Source organism: Bradyrhizobium acaciae (assembly GCF_020889785.1).
In the GTDB taxonomy this organism is placed as follows: domain Bacteria; phylum Pseudomonadota; class Alphaproteobacteria; order Rhizobiales; family Xanthobacteraceae; genus Bradyrhizobium; species Bradyrhizobium acaciae.
Genome location: NZ_JACMYK010000020.1, coordinates 33,686 through 51,481 on the forward strand (window position 1 = coordinate 33,686; position 17,796 = coordinate 51,481).

Annotated in this window: 12 protein-coding genes and 1 pseudogene; 6 read left to right on the plus strand and 7 right to left on the minus strand. The window is 65.0% G+C overall.

Annotated elements, in window-relative coordinates; all coding sequences use genetic code 11:
- Positions 1–11 precede the first annotated feature (11 nt).
- Positions 12–2,369: an Orn/Lys/Arg family decarboxylase gene (locus H8A92_RS11545; RefSeq protein ID WP_229195913.1), complete on the minus strand. Its 2,358-nt coding sequence runs from the start codon at positions 2,367–2,369 to the stop codon at positions 12–14.
- A gap of 254 nt (positions 2,370–2,623) precedes the next feature.
- Complete coding sequence (locus H8A92_RS11550; RefSeq protein ID WP_229195914.1) at positions 2,624–3,238, minus strand: tetratricopeptide repeat protein; 615 nt, start codon at positions 3,236–3,238, stop codon at positions 2,624–2,626.
- 248 nt (positions 3,239–3,486) lie between these two features.
- Here H8A92_RS11550 and H8A92_RS11555 point away from each other — a divergent pair, with 248 nt between their 5' ends.
- Complete coding sequence (locus tag H8A92_RS11555) at positions 3,487–3,873, plus strand: ester cyclase (RefSeq protein ID WP_229195915.1); 387 nt, start codon at positions 3,487–3,489, stop codon at positions 3,871–3,873.
- A gap of 18 nt (positions 3,874–3,891) precedes the next feature.
- Here H8A92_RS11555 and H8A92_RS11560 read toward each other — a convergent pair.
- Together H8A92_RS11560 and H8A92_RS11565 are read right to left on the minus strand one after the other, a co-directional pair.
- Positions 3,892–5,624, minus strand: a pseudogene (locus H8A92_RS11560) (adenylate/guanylate cyclase domain-containing protein).
- Positions 5,625–5,751: 127 nt separating this feature from the next.
- Positions 5,752–6,306 (minus strand): PAS domain-containing protein, encoded by a 555-nt coding sequence (locus H8A92_RS11565; RefSeq protein WP_229195916.1) that lies wholly within the window; start codon positions 6,304–6,306, stop codon positions 5,752–5,754.
- Between the two features lie 488 nt (positions 6,307–6,794).
- On the opposite strand from H8A92_RS11565, the gene H8A92_RS11570 reads away from it, so the two are divergent.
- Both H8A92_RS11570 and H8A92_RS11575 read left to right on the plus strand, forming a co-directional pair.
- On the plus strand, positions 6,795–7,592 hold the full coding sequence (locus H8A92_RS11570; RefSeq protein ID WP_229195917.1) for a rhomboid family intramembrane serine protease: 798 nt from the start codon (positions 6,795–6,797) through the stop codon (positions 7,590–7,592).
- Between the two features lie 192 nt (positions 7,593–7,784).
- On the plus strand, positions 7,785–8,213 hold the full coding sequence (locus H8A92_RS11575) for a CBS domain-containing protein (RefSeq protein ID WP_163156016.1): 429 nt from the start codon (positions 7,785–7,787) through the stop codon (positions 8,211–8,213).
- Positions 8,214–8,216: 3 nt separating this feature from the next.
- Here the strand turns inward: H8A92_RS11575 and H8A92_RS11580 are convergent, their stop codons facing one another.
- Positions 8,217–9,263 carry a patatin-like phospholipase family protein gene (locus H8A92_RS11580; RefSeq protein ID WP_420831310.1) on the minus strand — a complete coding sequence of 349 codons (1,047 nt, stop codon included), beginning with the start codon at positions 9,261–9,263 and terminating at the stop codon, positions 8,217–8,219.
- Between the two features lie 268 nt (positions 9,264–9,531).
- On the opposite strand from H8A92_RS11580, the gene H8A92_RS11585 reads away from it, so the two are divergent.
- Both H8A92_RS11585 and H8A92_RS11590 read left to right on the plus strand, forming a co-directional pair.
- A complete protein-coding gene (locus H8A92_RS11585; protein ID WP_229195918.1) occupies positions 9,532–10,602 on the plus strand; it encodes a hypothetical protein in 1,071 nt (356 codons plus the stop codon).
- A 283-nt stretch (positions 10,603–10,885) separates the two neighbouring features.
- Positions 10,886–13,369: a putative bifunctional diguanylate cyclase/phosphodiesterase gene (locus H8A92_RS11590; RefSeq protein ID WP_229195919.1), complete on the plus strand. Its 2,484-nt coding sequence runs from the start codon at positions 10,886–10,888 to the stop codon at positions 13,367–13,369.
- 146 nt (positions 13,370–13,515) lie between these two features.
- Here the strand turns inward: H8A92_RS11590 and H8A92_RS11595 are convergent, their stop codons facing one another.
- On the minus strand, positions 13,516–14,079 hold the full coding sequence (locus H8A92_RS11595; RefSeq protein WP_229195920.1) for a nitroreductase family protein: 564 nt from the start codon (positions 14,077–14,079) through the stop codon (positions 13,516–13,518).
- Between the two features lie 84 nt (positions 14,080–14,163).
- Positions 14,164–16,212, minus strand: coding sequence for a threonine--tRNA ligase (gene thrS, locus H8A92_RS11600; RefSeq protein ID WP_229195921.1), 2,049 nt, complete (start codon positions 16,210–16,212; stop codon positions 14,164–14,166).
- A 228-nt stretch (positions 16,213–16,440) separates the two neighbouring features.
- Here thrS and H8A92_RS11605 point away from each other — a divergent pair, with 228 nt between their 5' ends.
- On the plus strand, positions 16,441–17,742 hold the full coding sequence (locus tag H8A92_RS11605) for a COG3904 family protein (protein WP_229195922.1): 1,302 nt from the start codon (positions 16,441–16,443) through the stop codon (positions 17,740–17,742).
- The last annotated feature ends 54 nt before the right edge of the window (positions 17,743–17,796 follow it).

Below are 17,796 nucleotides of genomic sequence, written 5' to 3' on the forward strand. Positions count from 1 at the left end.
CGTCCGTTCGCCTATTCGGACACGACATAGGTGTAGAAGCGGATGCGGCCGGCGTCGTCGATCTCCTTGTAGATGCCCTGGACCTCGACCTCGAAGCCGGGGAACGCATTGAAGCTCGCCTCGAACATCTTGAGATAATCGATCATCGGCTTGCTGCGTTCCGACAGCCGTTCGCCGGGCACGATGGTCGCGATGCCGGGCGGATAGACCACGAACGGCGTCGCGGCGATGCGACCGTAGATCTGGTCGATCGGCAGATAGTCGACGTCGTTGCGGATCAGATATTGCGCCGCCTGCCGCGGTGACATCGCGATCTCAGGCAGATGCTCGGGCAGGAATTGCTTGGCCTGCAGCGTGCTGACGCCGCCGTCGCGGAAGAAGCGGTGCATGTCCCCGCAGAGGTCGCGCAGCCGCACCCCGGTGTAGCGTTGCGGGCGGCGGCGGAAGAATTCGGGGATGACGTCCTCGACCAGCGCGTTGTCGTCGTGCAGCTTCTTGAAGGCGACGAGCCCGGACACCAGCGTGCCGGCCTTGCTGGCCTCGACGCCCGGCGTCAGCAGGAAGAGCAGGGAGTTGAGGTCGTTCTTCTCGGCGACGATCTGGTTCTCGCGCAGATATTGCGCCACCACGGGCGCGGGGATGCCGTGATCGGCATAGGCGCCGGTGGCGTGATCGAAACCCGGCGTCAGCAGAGTGAGCTTGTTCGGGTCGGTCATGGCGAAGCCTTCCGTCAACTCGGGGAAGCCATGCCAGGTCTGGCCCGGACTGAGCTGCCAGTAGGACGGATTGGTCGCGAGCTGATCGGTCGAGATCGTCTCCCAGGCGACATTGTGCACGCCGCCTTCGCGGGCGACGTCCGGAATCATCACGCGGTCCGGCACGAACGGCTCGAAAAACCAGCGCCGCTCCGCGCGCATCTCCTTCTCCTCGAACTCGCGTTTGACGGCGCGGATCTTCTTGCGCAGCTCGATGCCGAGCCGGATCGTGTCGTCCCACAAGACTTCGCCGGAGCGGCCCTTCATCATCTGCGCGCCGACGTCGAGCGAGGCGAAGATCGGGTAGAACGGCGAGGTCGAGGCGTGCTGCATGAAGCTTTCGTTGAAGCGGCGGTGCTCGACCCGGCGCTTCTGGCCCTTGATGTGGCGGTCGCGGATGTGGATCTGCGAGGCCTGCGAGAAGCTCGCGAGCTGCTTGTGGGTCGATTGCGTGGCGATGATGCCGGGCGCCTCGGGGCCGAGATTGGCGAGCCCCATCGCGAACCGGCCGGCATAGATCGGGTGGAACTTCATGAAGCCGGCCCAGGCCTCGTCGAACAGGATGTAGTCGCAGAGATGGCCGATCCGCTTCAGGATCATCTCGGCGGAGTGGATGGTGCCGTCATAGGTGCACTGCTCGACCACGGCGACGCGGAACGGGCGCTCCTTCTTCCAGGCGTTCTCGTCCCTGACCAGCGGGTGCTTGCGGATGTGGTCGCGCAGCGTGCCCTCGTCGAGCAGGTCCCAGCGCATCGGGCCGATCAGGCCCCAGGCGTTGCGCACCGTCGGCACATAGACCGGGATGCCGCCGCCGATCAGCAGCGCGCCGTGATGGGCCGCCTTGTGGTTGTTGCGGTCGAACAGCACGAGGTCGCCGTCGGTGACCAGCGAGCCGAGCGCGACCTTGTTGGAGGTCGAGGTGCCGTTGAGCACGAAATAGGTCTTCTCGGCGCCGAAAATCTTTGCCGCTTCCTTCTGCGCCCGGAGCGCCGGCCCCTCATGGGTGAGGAGGTCACCGAGGTCGAGCACGGAATTGTCGAGGTCGTCGCGGAACACGGCTTCGCCGAGATGCTCGACGAACACCCGGCCGATCGGGCTGCGGCTGTAGAACACGCCGCCATTGTGACCCGGACAGGTCCAGAGCTGGTTGCCTTCCTCGGCATAGTCGACCAGCGCGCCGAAGAACGGCGTCTTCAGGTTCTCGGCATATTGCTTCAGCCTGGAGATCAGGTTCTTGGCGATGAAGGACGGGGTTTCCTCGGACAGGAACACGTAGCCGTCGATGAAATCCAGCACCTCGACCGGCAGGTCCTCGAACCGCTTGCGCCGGATCAGCAGGAGGATCGGGAAGTCCAGCCCCCGCCGGCGCATCAGGTTGATCAGCGCCGCGGTCTTGCCCTCAAGACCCTTCTTGCCCCAGTCGACCACCATGCAGCCGATCGCAGCATCCGTCTGCACCGCGATCTCGGCATCTTCCAGCTTGCGGGCGCGGACCACCTCGAAGCCGGAACGCTCGATTTCGGCGATGATCTGGTTGAATCGGATGCCTTCGAGGTCGTCGGCCTCGAAAACCGGCGCGGCGAACAGGAAGTTGAAGCGTTTGAAATAGTCCATGCGTGTCCCCGAACTGGTCCGGCGCTGACGTGTCGGCACAATTCATGACAAACAGATGACAATGGGGAGCGCAACGCATCGAATTGGCTTTTTGGAGCCTCGGCCCTCACGGCGCGGCCTCTGCGAACATCCAGATCGAACCGGGGGCAGGCGACAAGCGCGGCCCAAAGGCGTAGCCCGGACGAGCGACAACGACATCCGGGCCCGGCCTCTCCCCCGCATATCGCTTTCGCTCATGCAGACTGCAAGCTCGCTCAGTACACCAGGCTCGTACCCGGCGGCTTCTCCAGCGCCGCCGCCAGCGAACGATACTCCTCGCAGTCGGTCCCGCAGATCGCGGCGATCCGGCTCAGGTGATACTGCGCGGCATCGCGGTTGCCCTGTTCGATCTGCCACAGGCCGTAATAGTTCCAGGTCAGGACATGGTTCGGATCAGCCTTCAGCGCGCGCTCGTACCAGACCTGCGACTGCTTGTAGTCGCCGAGCTTGCGGTAGGAGTAGCCGATTAGATTGGCGACGTTCGGATGATCGTCGTTGCCGAGCGCATGCAGCTGCTCGATCGCGGCGGCGTAGTCGTTATGCTCGTAGATCGTCGAATAGGCCGCGCGATAGCCGTCGCGGAACGCGGGATCCTCGAAGCTGGACTGCTTGACCGGCTTCTTCACCCTGTGCGTGGTCTTTCTGTCCTTCTGCTGGGGATAGGCCGGCGCGGGGGTGCTATAGCTCGACCCATAGAGTTCTCCGCCGCCTGCTCCTCCGCCGCCACCACCGCCTCCGCCGGCGGCGAGGGCGGCCTGCTGTGGGGACAGGATGATCGGCGCTGTCAGAACTGCCGCAAGCATTGCGAGCTTCATCGATGACTTGATCATGCGCACCTCCCGAGTAGACATGGACAGTCGTTAGTCTGAAGCACTAACTCCCGGTCGCGGGAGACATTCCGCGCGTTCTGAAAAATTGTTGCCGATGCGGCAATCGCACTGTCGCTTCCGGACCCCGGGCTTGCGCGTGTGCGCCGTTTTGTTCCTGCTATCGAACGATGGAGCCGAAACTAACATCGATGTTAGAATTGCAAGCATATCTTCAGTGTGTGTCTGGCGCGCAGCGACAAGGACAAGCGATGGTGAAAACGGATCTCGCCCAGATCTACCGGAACTACGTCACCTGTCTGAACCGGCAGGACTGGCCGCAGCTTGGCCAATTCGTCGGCGACGACGTGTCCCACAACGGCCGGCGGCTCGGGCTGTCAGGCTATCGTGCGATGCTGGAGCAGGATTTCCGCGACATCCCCGACCTTCGCTTTGACATCGTGCTGTTGATTGCGGATGCGTCACGTGTCGCGAGCCGGCTGGCGTTCGACTGTTCGCCGGAGGGAAGATTCCTCGGCCTCGATGTCGATGGCAGGCGCGTCTCGTTTACCGAGAACGTGTTCTATGAATTCCGTGACGGCAAGATCGTGGAGGTCTGGTCAGTGATCGATAAGTTGGCGATCGAGGCGCAACTGTAAGCGACGACTCGCGCGGCGCTATTTCTGCTCCAGGTGCCAGGCGCCGTCCCAATCCGCCGCCGGCGGATTCTGCCTGAAGCTCGTGACGCGCGCTTTCATGGCGATCGACGGGCCGTCGCCCGGCGCCGCAGCCAGCGCCGCGGCGAAGGCTTGCTCGGCGTCGTCCCAGCGCTGCGCACGATAGGCGGCGAGACCGTCGGCATAATGCTGCCGCAACTCGGCCTGCGCCGGCGTCAATTCGTCCTTCTTGCCGATGATCTCGAACACCGCGACCGGCTGGGTCTGGCCGACGACGACGAGGCGGTCGACCTCGCGCAGTTCGATGGACGCGGCGCAGGCGCTCGCGGTGGCCTCCGAGATCAGGCTGCGGCTGCCGTAGAACTTGTTGGCGCCTTCAAGCCGCGAGGCGAGGTTCACGGTATCGCCGAGCACGGTGTAGCTCATCATGAATTCGGAGCCGATGCTGCCGACCAGCGCCTCGCCGGTGGCGATCCCGATCCTGATGTCGCAGTCGGCCGGGATCGCGCGCACGCCGAGCAGCTCGGGCAGATCCTTGCGCAGCTGGTTGACCTGTCCGATCATGTCGATGGCGGCAAGCGCCGCCAGATGGGTCTGCTCGGCCTCCTCGACGAAGGGGGCCCCCAATAGGCCATGATGGCGTCGCCGATGTATTTGTCTATGATGCCGCGATGCGCATGGACCGGCGCGGACATGGTCGACAGATAGAGGTTCATGATCTTGACGAGGCCGCGCGGCGTCACGCCTTCGCTCAGGCTGGTGAAGCCCTTCATGTCGCAGAACATCACCGTCATGATCCGGCGCTGTCCTTCGGTGGCTGCGACCGCCGGCTGCTCGAGCAGTCCCTCGGCGATCCGCGGATTGATGTAGCGGCCGAACGTCTCGCGGATGCGCTGGTTGTGGCGCAGCGTCTCGATCATGCGGTTGAAGGCGGCGGAGAGTTGACCGATCTCGTCCTGGGTCGTGATGGCGATGGCGCCGTCGAGGCGGCCCGCCTCGACCTCGCGGGTGCTCTCCAGCAGCCGCATCACCGGGCGGGTGATGCCGCTGCCGACCAGCATTGCGAACACGAAGCCGAGGATCGCGGCAATCGCGGTCACGACGCCGGAGATGATGATCGCCCGTTGCTGGGCACCCATCACCTTCGCCGCGGCCGAGGCGACCTGGGCCAGCATGTCGCCACGGATGCCCTCGACCTTGTTGCTGAAGTCGTCGCGCAGGGCGTCGGCGCGGAGCGTGGTCGCTTTCGCGGCCGCGAACTCCTGGGCATCGAGTTGCTCGAGCAGCGTCTTGTTCTCTGCGTTCAGGCGCATCAAGAGGTCGTTGACGGCATTGTCGATGCGGTCATCGAGGCGTCCGAGCGCTGCATTGTCTGACGGCGTCGAGGGATCGGCGATGATCGCATCGATCAGCACGCGCGCGGCATCGGCCTCGCGCTTGATCGTCGGCTCGATCTCGTCGAAGGTCTTGCGCGCCGCCGCGTAGCCGCCGTCTTCGTTCGGCGCCTGCATCTTGGCCATCATCATCCGGCGCATCGCCAAGGACCGCTCCAGCGAGCGGATGTTGACGCGGGCGAGATGGCCGTAGGCGGGGATGTAGCGATTGGTGAGCTCGTCCAGGAGATGGCCGACCTGGCCGGCCATCACCATGGACAGCAGCGAGGTGATCACCGCGAGGACGATCAGTCCTGCGGCAATGCCGACGATCTTCTGCCTGATCGAATTCCGAAACATGCCGAGCCCCGCCGCAGCTGCAATGAGCGGGTCACCCCCGCTGTGGCGGCGCACCAGCTAATAGAGTTCCGCGGCCCGCGGTGCAAGCGACCGGCTCCTGCCATCCCGTGGCAAGATGGCGGGGCGGCTAGCGGATGCCCTCGTAGACCATCAGGCCGCGCGCGATCGCGAGCTTGCGCAGGGTCCGCGGGACGAGCCGTTCCTGGGGATGCAGATAACGCCACGAGGTCAGCACGAGGTCGTGCAGCCTGGTGACGTCGTCCTCGAACGGGGCGAGCAGGCCGGTGAGGCTCGCCGGCATATGGACGCGGGCGGTGAAGGGCAGCAGCAGCAATTCAAGGTGCGCCTTGGAGCCGGTTTCGGTCGTGGCGGTGACGCCGGCGATGGCCGGCACGGTCTCTTCGACGACGCAGGTGATGATGTCTTCGATTTCGCCACGGCTTTCGCCGGTGAACAGGGCCGAGAAGCTGCGGTTCTTGAGGTCGCAGCCGAGCAGGGCGGAGGTCCGGGTGCCGGCGACGCGGAAGGGAAAGCGGGTCTCGCCGTCATAGGACAGCACGAAGATGTCGGACAGCAACTCGCGCACCGCGGAGGGCTCGAACTCACTCCGGTCAGGTGCACGTGCGGCGCCGCGCTTCGCATTCCAATAGGCGAAGAAGTCGCGGCTGGAGCTGTGTTTCATCTAAAGAACCTTGCCCGGCGCCGGTCTCGGCGGGACACTTCTGTCCCGGTTTTGCTCAGGCGCCTTCCCTTCTCTGTTGTGCAGGGAAGGCTGTGCAGCGTCCATGCCGTGGCCGCGGTTTGGGCAGCTTATCGGCAGCTTTGTGTTGTTAACGTAAATTTAACTATGTCCTTGGCGCCGGTGCGAGGTCCGAATAGGGTCCACGCGTTCCCGTTCGCCGGCTGCCCCAAGCACCGGCGTGGTTGATACACAGGTGGCGTCAAACAGTTTGGTCATCGTGCGGGGAGGGGTGGGGATGGTCTCCCGATCCCTCTGGGGCACGACAAGACCAGCCGATCAGGGAGGGCGTTCTCAGCGCCCTCCCTTTCCTTTCTGTCGATCCCGGCGCCGCGCGACGCCGGCTGTCCGATTTCGGGATTGTGCACTTGCACAGCGGTGCGAAAGCCGCCTATCTCTGATTCACAGCCGTATTCGAGGTCGCCGACCCCTTGGACTCCCATCCCGAATCCCCGCTCGCGCCGCCGCCGGAGGCGCCACGCGAGCCGATCCTGACCTTGCCGCCGGCGCTCACCGCCTACGTCGTGCTGATCGCGGTGATCCATCTGCGGGTGCTGCTGCCACCGGAGATGGAGAACTGGACCATCGATGTCTTCGGCTTCATCCCGAAGCGCTACGATTCGACGCTGCTCGACATCACCTTTCCGGGCGGGGAGGGTGCCAAGGTCTGGACCTTCGTCACCTATTCGCTGCTGCACGCCAACCTCACCCATATCGGCTTCAACGTGCTGTGGCTGTTGCCGTTCGGCAGCGCACTGGCACGCCGCTTCGGCGCGGTGCGCTTCTTTGTCTTCATGGCGGTGACGGCGGCCGCCGGCGCGCTCGCACATCTGTTGACCCATGAGCACGCGATCGCGCCGATGATCGGCGCGTCGGCTTCGGTGTCGGGAACGATGGCGGCGGCGATCCGCTTCGCCTTCGTGAAGGGCAGCTTCCTGTCGTTCAACCGGGGCGACGCCGAGGCGGCCGCCAAGGTGCCTGCGCTGTCGCTGTGGCGGGCGCTGCGCAACGGACGGGTGCTCGGCTTCCTGGCGATCTGGTTCGGCGTCAATATCCTGTTCGGCGCCACGTCGCTGTCGCTCGGCGGTGAGGACACGGTTGTCGCCTGGCAGGCTCATATCGGCGGCTTCCTCGCCGGGTTGCTGCTGTTCTCGTTGTTCGACCCGATCGCGCGCACGCGGGACGATGCTGCAGATGCGTCATCGGTCGATCAGTCGGGGCGCGTCTGATCGCCGCTTGCGGCTCGGTTCGAATTCCTCCATCATCTTTGCGACGCAGAAACAAAGCGGGCCGACAAAATCGAGCCCAGCTACTGACCGCGCCCCGGAACCGACATCGGCGCGGAACTGTTGATTGAAGACTCTGGCGAACAGGCTCGGCTCCGCTCAAGCGGGGCACGAACGGATTCAGGGAGGCCGACAATGACGGTACGTTCCATTCTCGATGCAAAGGGCCATCAGGTCATGAGCGTCGCGCCCGACGCGAAGCTCTCGGCCGCGGTCAAGCTGCTCGGCGAACGCAAGATCGGCGCGGTGCTGGTGATGGAGCAGGGCCGCATGGAGGGCATCCTGTCGGAGCGCGACATTGTGCGCGTGCTCAGCGAACGCGGCGCGGGCGCACTGGACGAACCGGTCAGCGCGGTCATGACCAAGAAAGTCGTGAGCTGTCGCGAGACCGATACGGTCAGCGGCATCATGGAGATGATGACCACGGGAAAATTCCGCCACCTTCCTGTCGTCGAGGACGGCAAGGTGGTCGGGCTGATCTCGATCGGCGACATCGTCAAGCGCCGCGTGCAGGAATATGAGCGCGAGCAGGAAGCGCTGCGCGACTACATCAAGACCGCCTGAGCGTTATTTCCCCGTGGTGCCTGCGCCGGTCGACGGCGGCGCCAGGACCTCGATCGCTTCCTCGATCGCGCCGATGGCGCGTTCGGCCGCGCGGATGCCGTGTGCGATCAGGTCGTCGGCGCGGTGGAAGTCGAACCAGCCGATCTGACCGACCCGCGGCGAGATCAGCATGTCAGGCGGATCGCCGGCGAGGCGTGCGCGGGTGATGCGGTCCTGCATGATGTTGAAGGCGTCGACCATGACGCTGGAGATTCCGGGCCGGCTGGCGCTGCCGAAAAACTCCCGCTTCACGGTGCGTTCGGCGGAGAAGAAGCGGCCGAACCGGCGCTTCGGCGGCTCCGGCTCGATCTCCGCCTCGGCGGTCACCGCGACCGTCACCTCTGGCGCGGCCGACGGCCCGTGATTGTAGATCGTGGTCGAGTGCGCGAATACGTCGCTGGAGAGGTTCGCCGCAATGACGATCTCGGCGCCGAGCGCGCGCGCGGCCGAAACCGGCACCGGGTTGACCAGCGCACCGTCGACCAGCCAGCGGTCGCCGATCAGCACCGGCGCAAAAATGCCGGGCAGGGCGTAGGAGGCGCGCATGGCGTCGACCACGCGACCCTGGGTCAGCCAGATCTCGTGCCCGGTGCGGACTTCGGTTGCGACGCTGGCGAACTTGACGGAGAGGTCCTCGATCATGACCTGGCCCAGCGCCGCCTCGATCTCGGCGGCCAGCTTGGCGCCGCCGATCAGGCCGGAGCCGTTGAGGCGGATGTCGAGGTAGCCGAGCACGCTGCGCGGCTGCAGGCTGCGGGCCCACTGTTCCAGCTTGTCGATATGGCCGGCCGCATAGGCGCCGCCGACCACGGACCCGATCGAGGTGCCGACCACGACATTGGGGACGATGCCGTGGGCGAGCAGGGTCTTGATGATGCCGATATGGGCAAAGCCGCGCGCCGCGCCGCCGCCGAGCGCAAGCCCGATCACCGGCCGGCGAACCGGTCCAAGTCCTACCTTGTCGGGGCCGTCGGAGCTCTTGTGGCCTCGGCCCATCCAGCTATCCAACACGACAAATCTCCTGCCAGCGCGAGACTAGGCCGCGCGGCATGGCGGCGCCAGCGTCGTCCGTCTTCATGGTTATTCCGAGCAGGCATGATTCATGCCCGGCTGGACCGCCCTAGGCAGGGAATGTGACTGGACCGCGACGATATGGCTAACATCGGCTTGATCGACCGGTTCCAAAGAGGGGGACGGCGCCGTCCGGATTGTGACAAAGCCTTGGACGCCCCTTGCACGAAGGCTTGAATTCGCCGCGTTTTCGTTGAAAAGCATGGGGATGACTTCGAGGGGCAACGGCATCGGCGGATGCGGGCGGGGCATGCGGCTCCTTCCGCTAGTGGCGCTTGCGGCATTTTTGCTCGCGATGGTCCCGGGTTCCGTGTCGGCGCAGTTTTTCAGCGACCGGCCGCCGCCGATCCCGCCTGCTTCGGTGCCGGATGTACCGTCCGGCCCGGCCCTCAATCTGGCGCCGCCGTCCGGGGCCGGTTCCGGGCCTGTTCTGCCCGGTCCGCTGACCCAACCGACCATCGTCCAGCCATCCATTGCGACCGTGCCTCCGGTGACGCCGCCGGCCGGCTCCCCGACCGCCGGGCAGGCGGTGCTGTCGCTGACGGCGCGCTACGGCAAGGACCTGCCGGTCATCAATGCCGGGCTGGTGTGGCGGGTGTTCGCCGACAAGCCGGACGACAACGGCACCTACAAGCTGGTCCGCGAGGAGCGCGGGGCGACGCCGAACGTCGTGCTGCCGCCCGGCAATTACGTCGTCCATGTCGCGCTCGGCCTCGTCAGCGCGGTGCGTGCCGTCAGCCTGAAGTCGGAGACCGACCGCGAGTCGTTCGTGCTGCCGGCCGGCGGCCTGCGGATCGAAGGCCGGGTCGGCTCCAGCAAGATCCCGGCCAACCAGATCTCGTTCGCGATCTACAAGGGCAGCCAGTTCGACGGCTCGGACCGCGGCCCGCTGGTGCCCAACGTCTCCGCCGGCGATGTCGCGCTGCTGCCCGAGGGTACCTACTACATCGTCTCCAACTATGGTGACGCCAACTCGGTGGTGCGCTCCGACATTCGCGTCGCGGCAGGCAAGCTGACCGACGTCACCGTCACGCATCGCGCGGCCGTGATCACGCTGAAGCTGGTCAGCGAGAAGGGCGGCGAGGCGCTCGCCAACACCGCATGGTCGGTGATTACGCCGGGCGGCGACGTGATCAAGGAATCGATCGGCGCGTTCCCGCGCGTCGTGCTCTCGGAAGGCGAGTATCGTGCAATCGCCAAGAACGAGGGCAAGGTGTTCGAGCGTCCCTTCAACGTCGTCAACGGCGTCGATGGCGAAGTCGAAGTCGTGGCGCGCTGACGCCCGACCGCGCTGCATTTCATGCAACCGTCATAGTTTCTAACGCGAACTAACCATCGCGCGAATTTGAGCTGTCATAATCGCTGGCGGCGACGCGCAGCATCGCTATTTTTACATGGCGTTAAGCCGCGGCATGACTTGGATGCCACGGGGACCACGGCGCGATGGGTTCACGTTGAGGCGTCATCGCGCTTTGGCTTTTTGTTTGAGCATGATCCTTTCGGAAAACCGCTTCGCACATTTTCCGGATCATGCTCTGGCGTTTGCGTGAACGGGGCGTGCCATGGTCATGGCCAACAAGAAATCAGCTAAGACATCGGCCAAGTTCAATTCCGAGATGTTCGCGGACGTTCCGGTTCTGCAACGCAAGTGGCAGGCCGCGGTTCGTCCCGGCGAGAAGCTGCCGCACTATGAAGACGTGATGCTCGGCAGTCTCGGCCGGCTCGCCGATCATATCGTGCTGCTGCGGAACGTCGACGGCGTGCTCAGCGTCTCGCACACCGGCCGCTATGTCCAGACCTGGCTGAACGACGAGCGCTGGGACATTCCGCTCAGCGCGCTGCCGCCGGACTGCGCCACCGCGCTGACCGAAGCCGCCGCAAACGCGCGCGAGAACTGTCGGCCCTATCTCGCATCGGCACATTGCGTGCGCGACGGCCTGGTGCGGACCTTCGACGTGCTGGCGCTGCCGACGCGGTCGCGCTGGGGCGGCATCCTGGTCGGCGTCTACGTCAACGAGCGCAATGCGCAGTACAATCTGCTCGATACGATTTTCTCGGCCACCGACGAGGGCGTGCTGTCGCTCGCCGCGATCCGCGATGCGCGGGGCGAGCCGGCCGATTTCCAGGTCGTGCATCTCAACCAGGGTGCTGCAAAGCTCTTGATGCGGCCCGCAACCGAATTGCTGTGGCGCCGGCTCAGCGCCGGCGGCAATCCGCTTGCCGCGCCGGCGGTGATGGACCGCCTGCTCGGATTCGTTGGAAGCGGTCCGGGCGGCCAGTTCGAGATCGACAGCGGCGATCGCTGCCTGCGGCTCGGCGTCACGGCGTTCGGCGACATGCTGTCGCTGACCGTCTCCGACGTCACGGCGCTGAAGCAGCGCGAGGTGTCGTTCCGCCTGCTGTTCGAGAACAACCCGATGCCGATGTGGGTGTTCGACGCCGGCACGATGGAATTCCTCAGCGTCAACGACGCCGCCGTTCAGCACTATGGCTACAGCCGGGAGAGATTTCTCGGCATGACGCTGCGCGAGATCTGGCCGGTTGACGAGTGGAGCATGCACAGTGCAGCCTTGCGCGACATCGGCGACGTCTATCAATCGAGCCGCGACTGGCGGCACGTCAAGGCCGATGGCACCGAGATCCATGTGCTGACCTTCGGACGCAAGGTGGCGTTCGAGGGCCGTGACGGCTATCTGGTCGCGGTGGTCGACATCACCGAGCGTCGCGCCGCCGAAGCGCGGATCGCCCACATGGCGCACCATGATGGCCTCACCAACCTGCCGAACCGCGACTTCTATCAGCAGCGCCTGAGCGAGGCGCTGGAGCGGGGCCGAAACGGCAACAAGCGCGTCGCGGTGATGTGCATCGACCTCGACCTGTTCAAGAACGTCAACGACTCGTTCGGGCATCCGATGGGCGACCGGCTGCTCAAGCTGGTGGCGGAGCGGTTGCGCGAGGTGGTCCGTGACGACAACGTGGCGGCCCGCCTAGGCGGTGACGAGTTTGCGATCGTGCTTGCCGCCGACGTTTCGCCGAAGGAGGCGAGCGCTTTTGCCGAACGGCTGATCGATGCGCTGAGCGCGCCCTACAACATCGACGGGCTCGAAGTCGTGGTCGGCGCCAGCGTCGGGATTGCGCTGTCGCCGGGTGACGGCACGTCGTCGGAAGAATTGATGCGCAACGCTGACATGGCGCTGTACCGCGCCAAGTCCGACGGCGGCGGCGTGCATCATTTCTTCGAACCGGAGATGGATCAGCAGGCGCAGAAGCGCCGCGACATGGAGCGCGATCTGCGCGCGGCCTTCAGCAACGGCGAGTTCGAGCTGCACTACCAGCCGCTGATCGATATCGCCGCCGACCGCATCTCGGGCTTCGAGTCGCTGCTGCGCTGGCGGCATCCGCAGAAGGGCATGGTGTCGCCCGCGGAGTTCATCCCGGTCGCCGAGGACATCGGCCTGATCGTCGCGCTCGGCGAATGGGTGCTGCGCGAGGCCTGCGCCGAGGCGATGAAGTGGCCGGCCGACGTCAAGGTCGCCGTCAATCTTTCACCGGTCCAGTTCCGCAGCCGCAATCTGGTTCAGGCCGTGATCTCGGCGCTGGCGCATTCGGGCCTGCCAGCGCGCCGGCTCGAGCTCGAGATCACCGAATCGGTGTTTCTCGCGGAGACCGAGGCCAATCTCGCCATCCTGCATCAGCTGCGCGAGCTCGGCGTCAGCATCTCGATGGACGATTTCGGCACCGGCTATTCCAGCCTGAGCTATCTGCGCAGCTTTCCGTTCGACAAGATCAAGATCGACCGCTCCTTCGTGAAGGATCTGGCGCGGCGCTCGGACTGTGTCGCGATCGTGCGTGCGATCTCCGGCCTCGGCCGCAGCCTCAAGATCACCACGACCGCGGAAGGCGTCGAGACGACGGATCAGCTCGACTGGCTGCGCGCCGAAGGCTGCAACGAGGTGCAGGGATTCCTGTTCAGCGCTGCGAGGCCGGGGCACGAGATCGCAGCCTTGCTGAGCGGCTTTGCGGAGCGCGCGTCGAAGGCGGCTTGAGCTTTTATCCGGAATGACCACGGTTCCCGTAGCTCGGGTGAGCGAAGCGCCACCCGGGAGGAGCGTCCAGCATATCGCGGAGCCTGTCGTCGGGCGCGCGTTCGCGCGAGCCGTTGGCTCATGCGGGCTACGAGGCGGTGCCTCGTCTAGAACCGCGTCACGATATCCGACAGCGACGGGCGCGGCCGGTCCTCGCTCGGCTTGGTCGGCGTGCCGATGTGGATCAGGCCTGCGAGCTTTTCGTCCGGCTTCAGGCCGAGACCGTCGAGCACGTCGCGGTCGAAGGCAAACCAGCCGGTCAGCCAGCAGGCGCCGTAGCCGAGGGCTGCGGCGGCGGTGACGATGTTCATCGCGCTCGCGCCCGCCGACAATTCCTGCTCCCACGGCGGCACCTTCGGGTGCGGCTTGGTGAAGGAGACCACGCCGATCACCAGCGGCGCATCGGTCAGGCGCTTCTTCTCGACCTCGATGTCGGAGACGGGCGCGCCGGGATTCTTGCGGGCGAAGACCTTTGCGATCACGTCACCGGCGCGCGCGCGGGCATCGCCCTCGAACACGATGAAGCGCCAAGGTGCCAGCTTGCCGTGGTCGGGCACGCGCGCACCGATCGTCAAAATGGTCTCGAGCTCGGCCGCGGACGGCCCGGGGCCGGTCATCTCGCGCGGTTTCAGCGAACGGCGTGTCTTCAGGAGTTCAATGGCATCGGGCACGGAAATGTCCTTCAAGGGGAGTCGTGCCCCCAAGATGGGGGCACGACGGAGCCAGCGAAAGCCAGTTTAGACCGATTGTGAAGATCACGCGGCGGATCGCGCCCGCTTCACGTCCGGCGGCGTTGCTTCATCGACCAGCGCGGCAATCGCCTCATCGGTCGGCATCACGACCTGGCGCTCGCTGCCGAGGCGGCGGACCGAGACCGAATGGGTTTCGGCTTCCTTCTTGCCGACGACGAGCAGGGCCGGGATCTTGGCCAGCGAGTGCTCGCGGACCTTGTAGTTGATCTTCTCATTGCGCAGGTCGATCTCGACCCGCAGCCCGGCGCGGCGCGCCGCCGCCGCCACCACCTTGGCGTACTCGTCGCCTTCGGAGGTGATGGTCGTGACCACGAGCTGCGTCGGCGCCAGCCAGAGCGGGAAGTTGCCGGCATAATGCTCGATCAGGATGCCGATGAAGCGCTCCATCGAGCCGCAGATCGCGCGGTGCACCATGACCGGTGCCTTCTTCGAGCCGTCGTGATCGATGTAGAACGCGCCGAACCGCTCCGGCAGGTTGAAGTCGACCTGGGTCGTGCCGCATTGCCAGTCGCGGCCGATGGCGTCGCGCAGCACATATTCGAACTTCGGCCCGTAGAACGCGCCTTCGCCCGGATTGATCTCGGTGCGGATCCGGTTGCTGCCCTTGGCCTTGATCTCCGACAGCACGGTCGCCATCACGCGCTCGGCGTGATCCCACATCTCGTCGGTGCCGACCCGCTTCTCGGGCCGCGTCGAGAGCTTGACAGTGAGCTCGCCATCGAAGCCGAAATCGGCGTAGGTCGACAGGATCAGCTCGTTGATCTTGAGGCACTCATCGGCGAGCTGCTCTTCGGTACAGAACACGTGGGCGTCGTCCTGGGTGAAGCCGCGCACCCGCATCAGGCCGTGCATCGCGCCCGACGGCTCGTAGCGATGCACGACGCCGAACTCGGCGAGCCGCAAGGGCAGGTCGCGGTAGCTCTTCAGCCCGTGCTTGAAGATCTGGACATGGCCCGGGCAGTTCATCGGCTTCAGCGCGAACCAGCGCTTGTCCTCGGCCTCGTCGCCGGCCGACTGCGCCGCGAACATGTTCTCGCGATACCAGTCCCAATGGCCCGAGGTCTCCCACAGCACCTTGTCGAGGATCTGCGGGGCATTGACCTCGTTGTAGTCGCCGAGCAGCCGGCGCCGCATATAGGCGATCAGCTGCTGGAAGATGGTCCAGCCCTTCGGGTGCCAGAACACCACGCCGGGGCCTTCCTCCTGGAAGTGGAACAGGTCGAGCTCGCGGCCGAGCTTGCGGTGGTCGCGCTTCTCGGCTTCCTCGATCTGCTTGAGGTAGGCGTCGAGGTCTTCCTGCTTCGCGAATGCCGTGCCGTAGATGCGGGTCAGCATCGGATTGTTGGAATCGCCGCGCCAATAGGCGCCGGCAACCTTCATCAGCTTGAATGCGTTGCCGATCTTGCCGGTCGAGGTCATGTGCGGACCGCGGCACAGATCGAACCAGTCGCCCTGGAAATAGATCTTGATCGGCTCGTTGCCGGGAATGGCGTCGACCAGCTCGACCTTGAAGGCCTCGCCCTTGTCGCGGAACACCTGCTTGGTCTTCTCGCGATCCCAGACTTCCTTGGTGAACGGCTTGTCGCGCGCGACGATCTCGCGCATCCGCTTCTCGATCGCGGCAAAATCTTCCGGGGTGAACGGCTCGTTGCGGAAGAAGTCGTAGTAGAAGCCGTTCTCGATCACCGGGCCGATCGTGACCTGGGTGCCCGGCCACAGCGACTGCACGGCTTCGGCGAGCACATGCGCGGCATCGTGCCGGATCAGTTCCAGCGCGCGCGGGTCGTCGCGGCCGACCAGCTCGATCCTGGCGTCGGCTTCAATGGGATCATTGAGGTCGGCAAGCGTGCCATCGAGCGCCATCGCGACGGTGCGCTTGGCGAGGGAGGGCGAAATGCCTTTGGCGATGTCGAGACCGGTGGTGCCTCTCGGGAATTCACGCCTCGCTCCATCAGGGAAGGTGAGGGCGATCTTGTCCACGGGTTCTGCGGGTTTGAGGTTGGAGAGGCTGTACTGGAATCCGGATTCGGATTTGGGTGGCGTGTCTGCCATGATGTCTCCTGTAGCTCACTCCTGCGAACGAGCGCAGGTAAGCGGAAAGCAGCGGTATAGCAGGGGATTTGACGCCTGCAATCCGGCAATATCAAGAAAATGGCCCTCCTGCGGCAGGGAATTGAGGCAAGCTCGCCGCACCTGACGGCACCGAACGTTGCGACGCTGCCGATCATCGTCTAACGTCGAACGTCCCACCTTCCCGACATCGTGCGATCCACCAAATTCATGCTTTCCCGTGTCCTGTTTTTCGTGGCGCTGCTTCTGATCCCCGGCGTCTTGCGCGCGGAAGAAACACCGGTCGAGAAGGTCGGATTTGCGAAACGGCTGACGATCTACCTCGCCAAGGGACCGGCGAATGCCTGCGGCGCCGGTTGCGATCGCTGGATTGCGATCGAAGGCGAGATCGATCGGGATGCGGCGGCGCGGATTCGCAGCTTCCTGCTTGCCATAAAGGACACGCAGCTTCCGATCTACCTTCACTCGCCCGGCGGAAACGTCGAGCAGTCCTATGCGATTGCGCGGTTTCTGCGTGCGCGCAAGGCGGTTGCCCGGGTCGGCCGCACCAACGTGCCGGCCTGTTCCACCGGCACGCAGGTCGACGCCGCCTGCCTCAAGATCAAGGCTGCGAAGAGGGAGGTCGAGGCCGAACTCACCACCCGAAATGCGATGTGCGTTTCGGCCTGCGCCTATCTGTTCCTGGGCGCGACCACCCGCGAGGTGGCACCCGATTCGGTGCTCGGGGTGCACAATTCCAAGCTGATGTTCGTGGTCCATGGGCATCCTCCGGCCCAGGCTGTCGCGGACTTCAGGCGGCGCGAGATGGTGAGCGCCGATCGCGACCGCAACCTGTTCCTGGCGGCGATGGGGATCAGCCATGAGCTCAGCGAACTGATCCGGACTGTGAAGTTCGAGAGCCTGCACGTGCTGACGCGGCCGGAACTCTATCGCTTCGGAATCGATACGCGGCCGTTGCCGGAAACCCTGTGGGCGGTGGAGAAGGAAACGCGGCCCTATGTGCGCAAGATCGCGCAGGAGAAAAAGGGCGACGGCAGTTCGTTCCGCATGATGGAGTGGCGCCTGTTCTGCGAGAACAGGGATCGCGGGCGGCTGATGTTCGTGCGCGAATTCGATGAAGGCGTCGCCGGCAAGAGCACGGTGGTGATGATGGCCGGCGCCACCAAGACCATCGCGTTCGGCAGATCGCCGGCGCGGTTCGGCAAATACGAGGTCTGGAGCGACCCGGTGAGCTCGGACAGCGTGCAGGCGATGCTGGCGGTCCCGCATCTACAGGTCGGCGAGAGCACGCTGTCGTCCGATGCCAGATCCGACGTCAGGTCCGATGCAAAGTCCGACCTGAAGCCCGGCTATGCAACATTCGACATCGACACGACCGGGCTGGATCGGGGATGGACGCAGCTTCTGGCATCGTGTCCGGCGGCGACGGCAGGTCCGAAGCCCGCGGCTCCGATTCCGCCTGTCGTTTCGCCGAGCGTCGACGCGGCGCCGACGGCATCGCGGGCGCCGTGAGCGCAAGAGGCGCCAAACGATCAAGTGCCATGCATTTAGATGCAGTTGCATTGA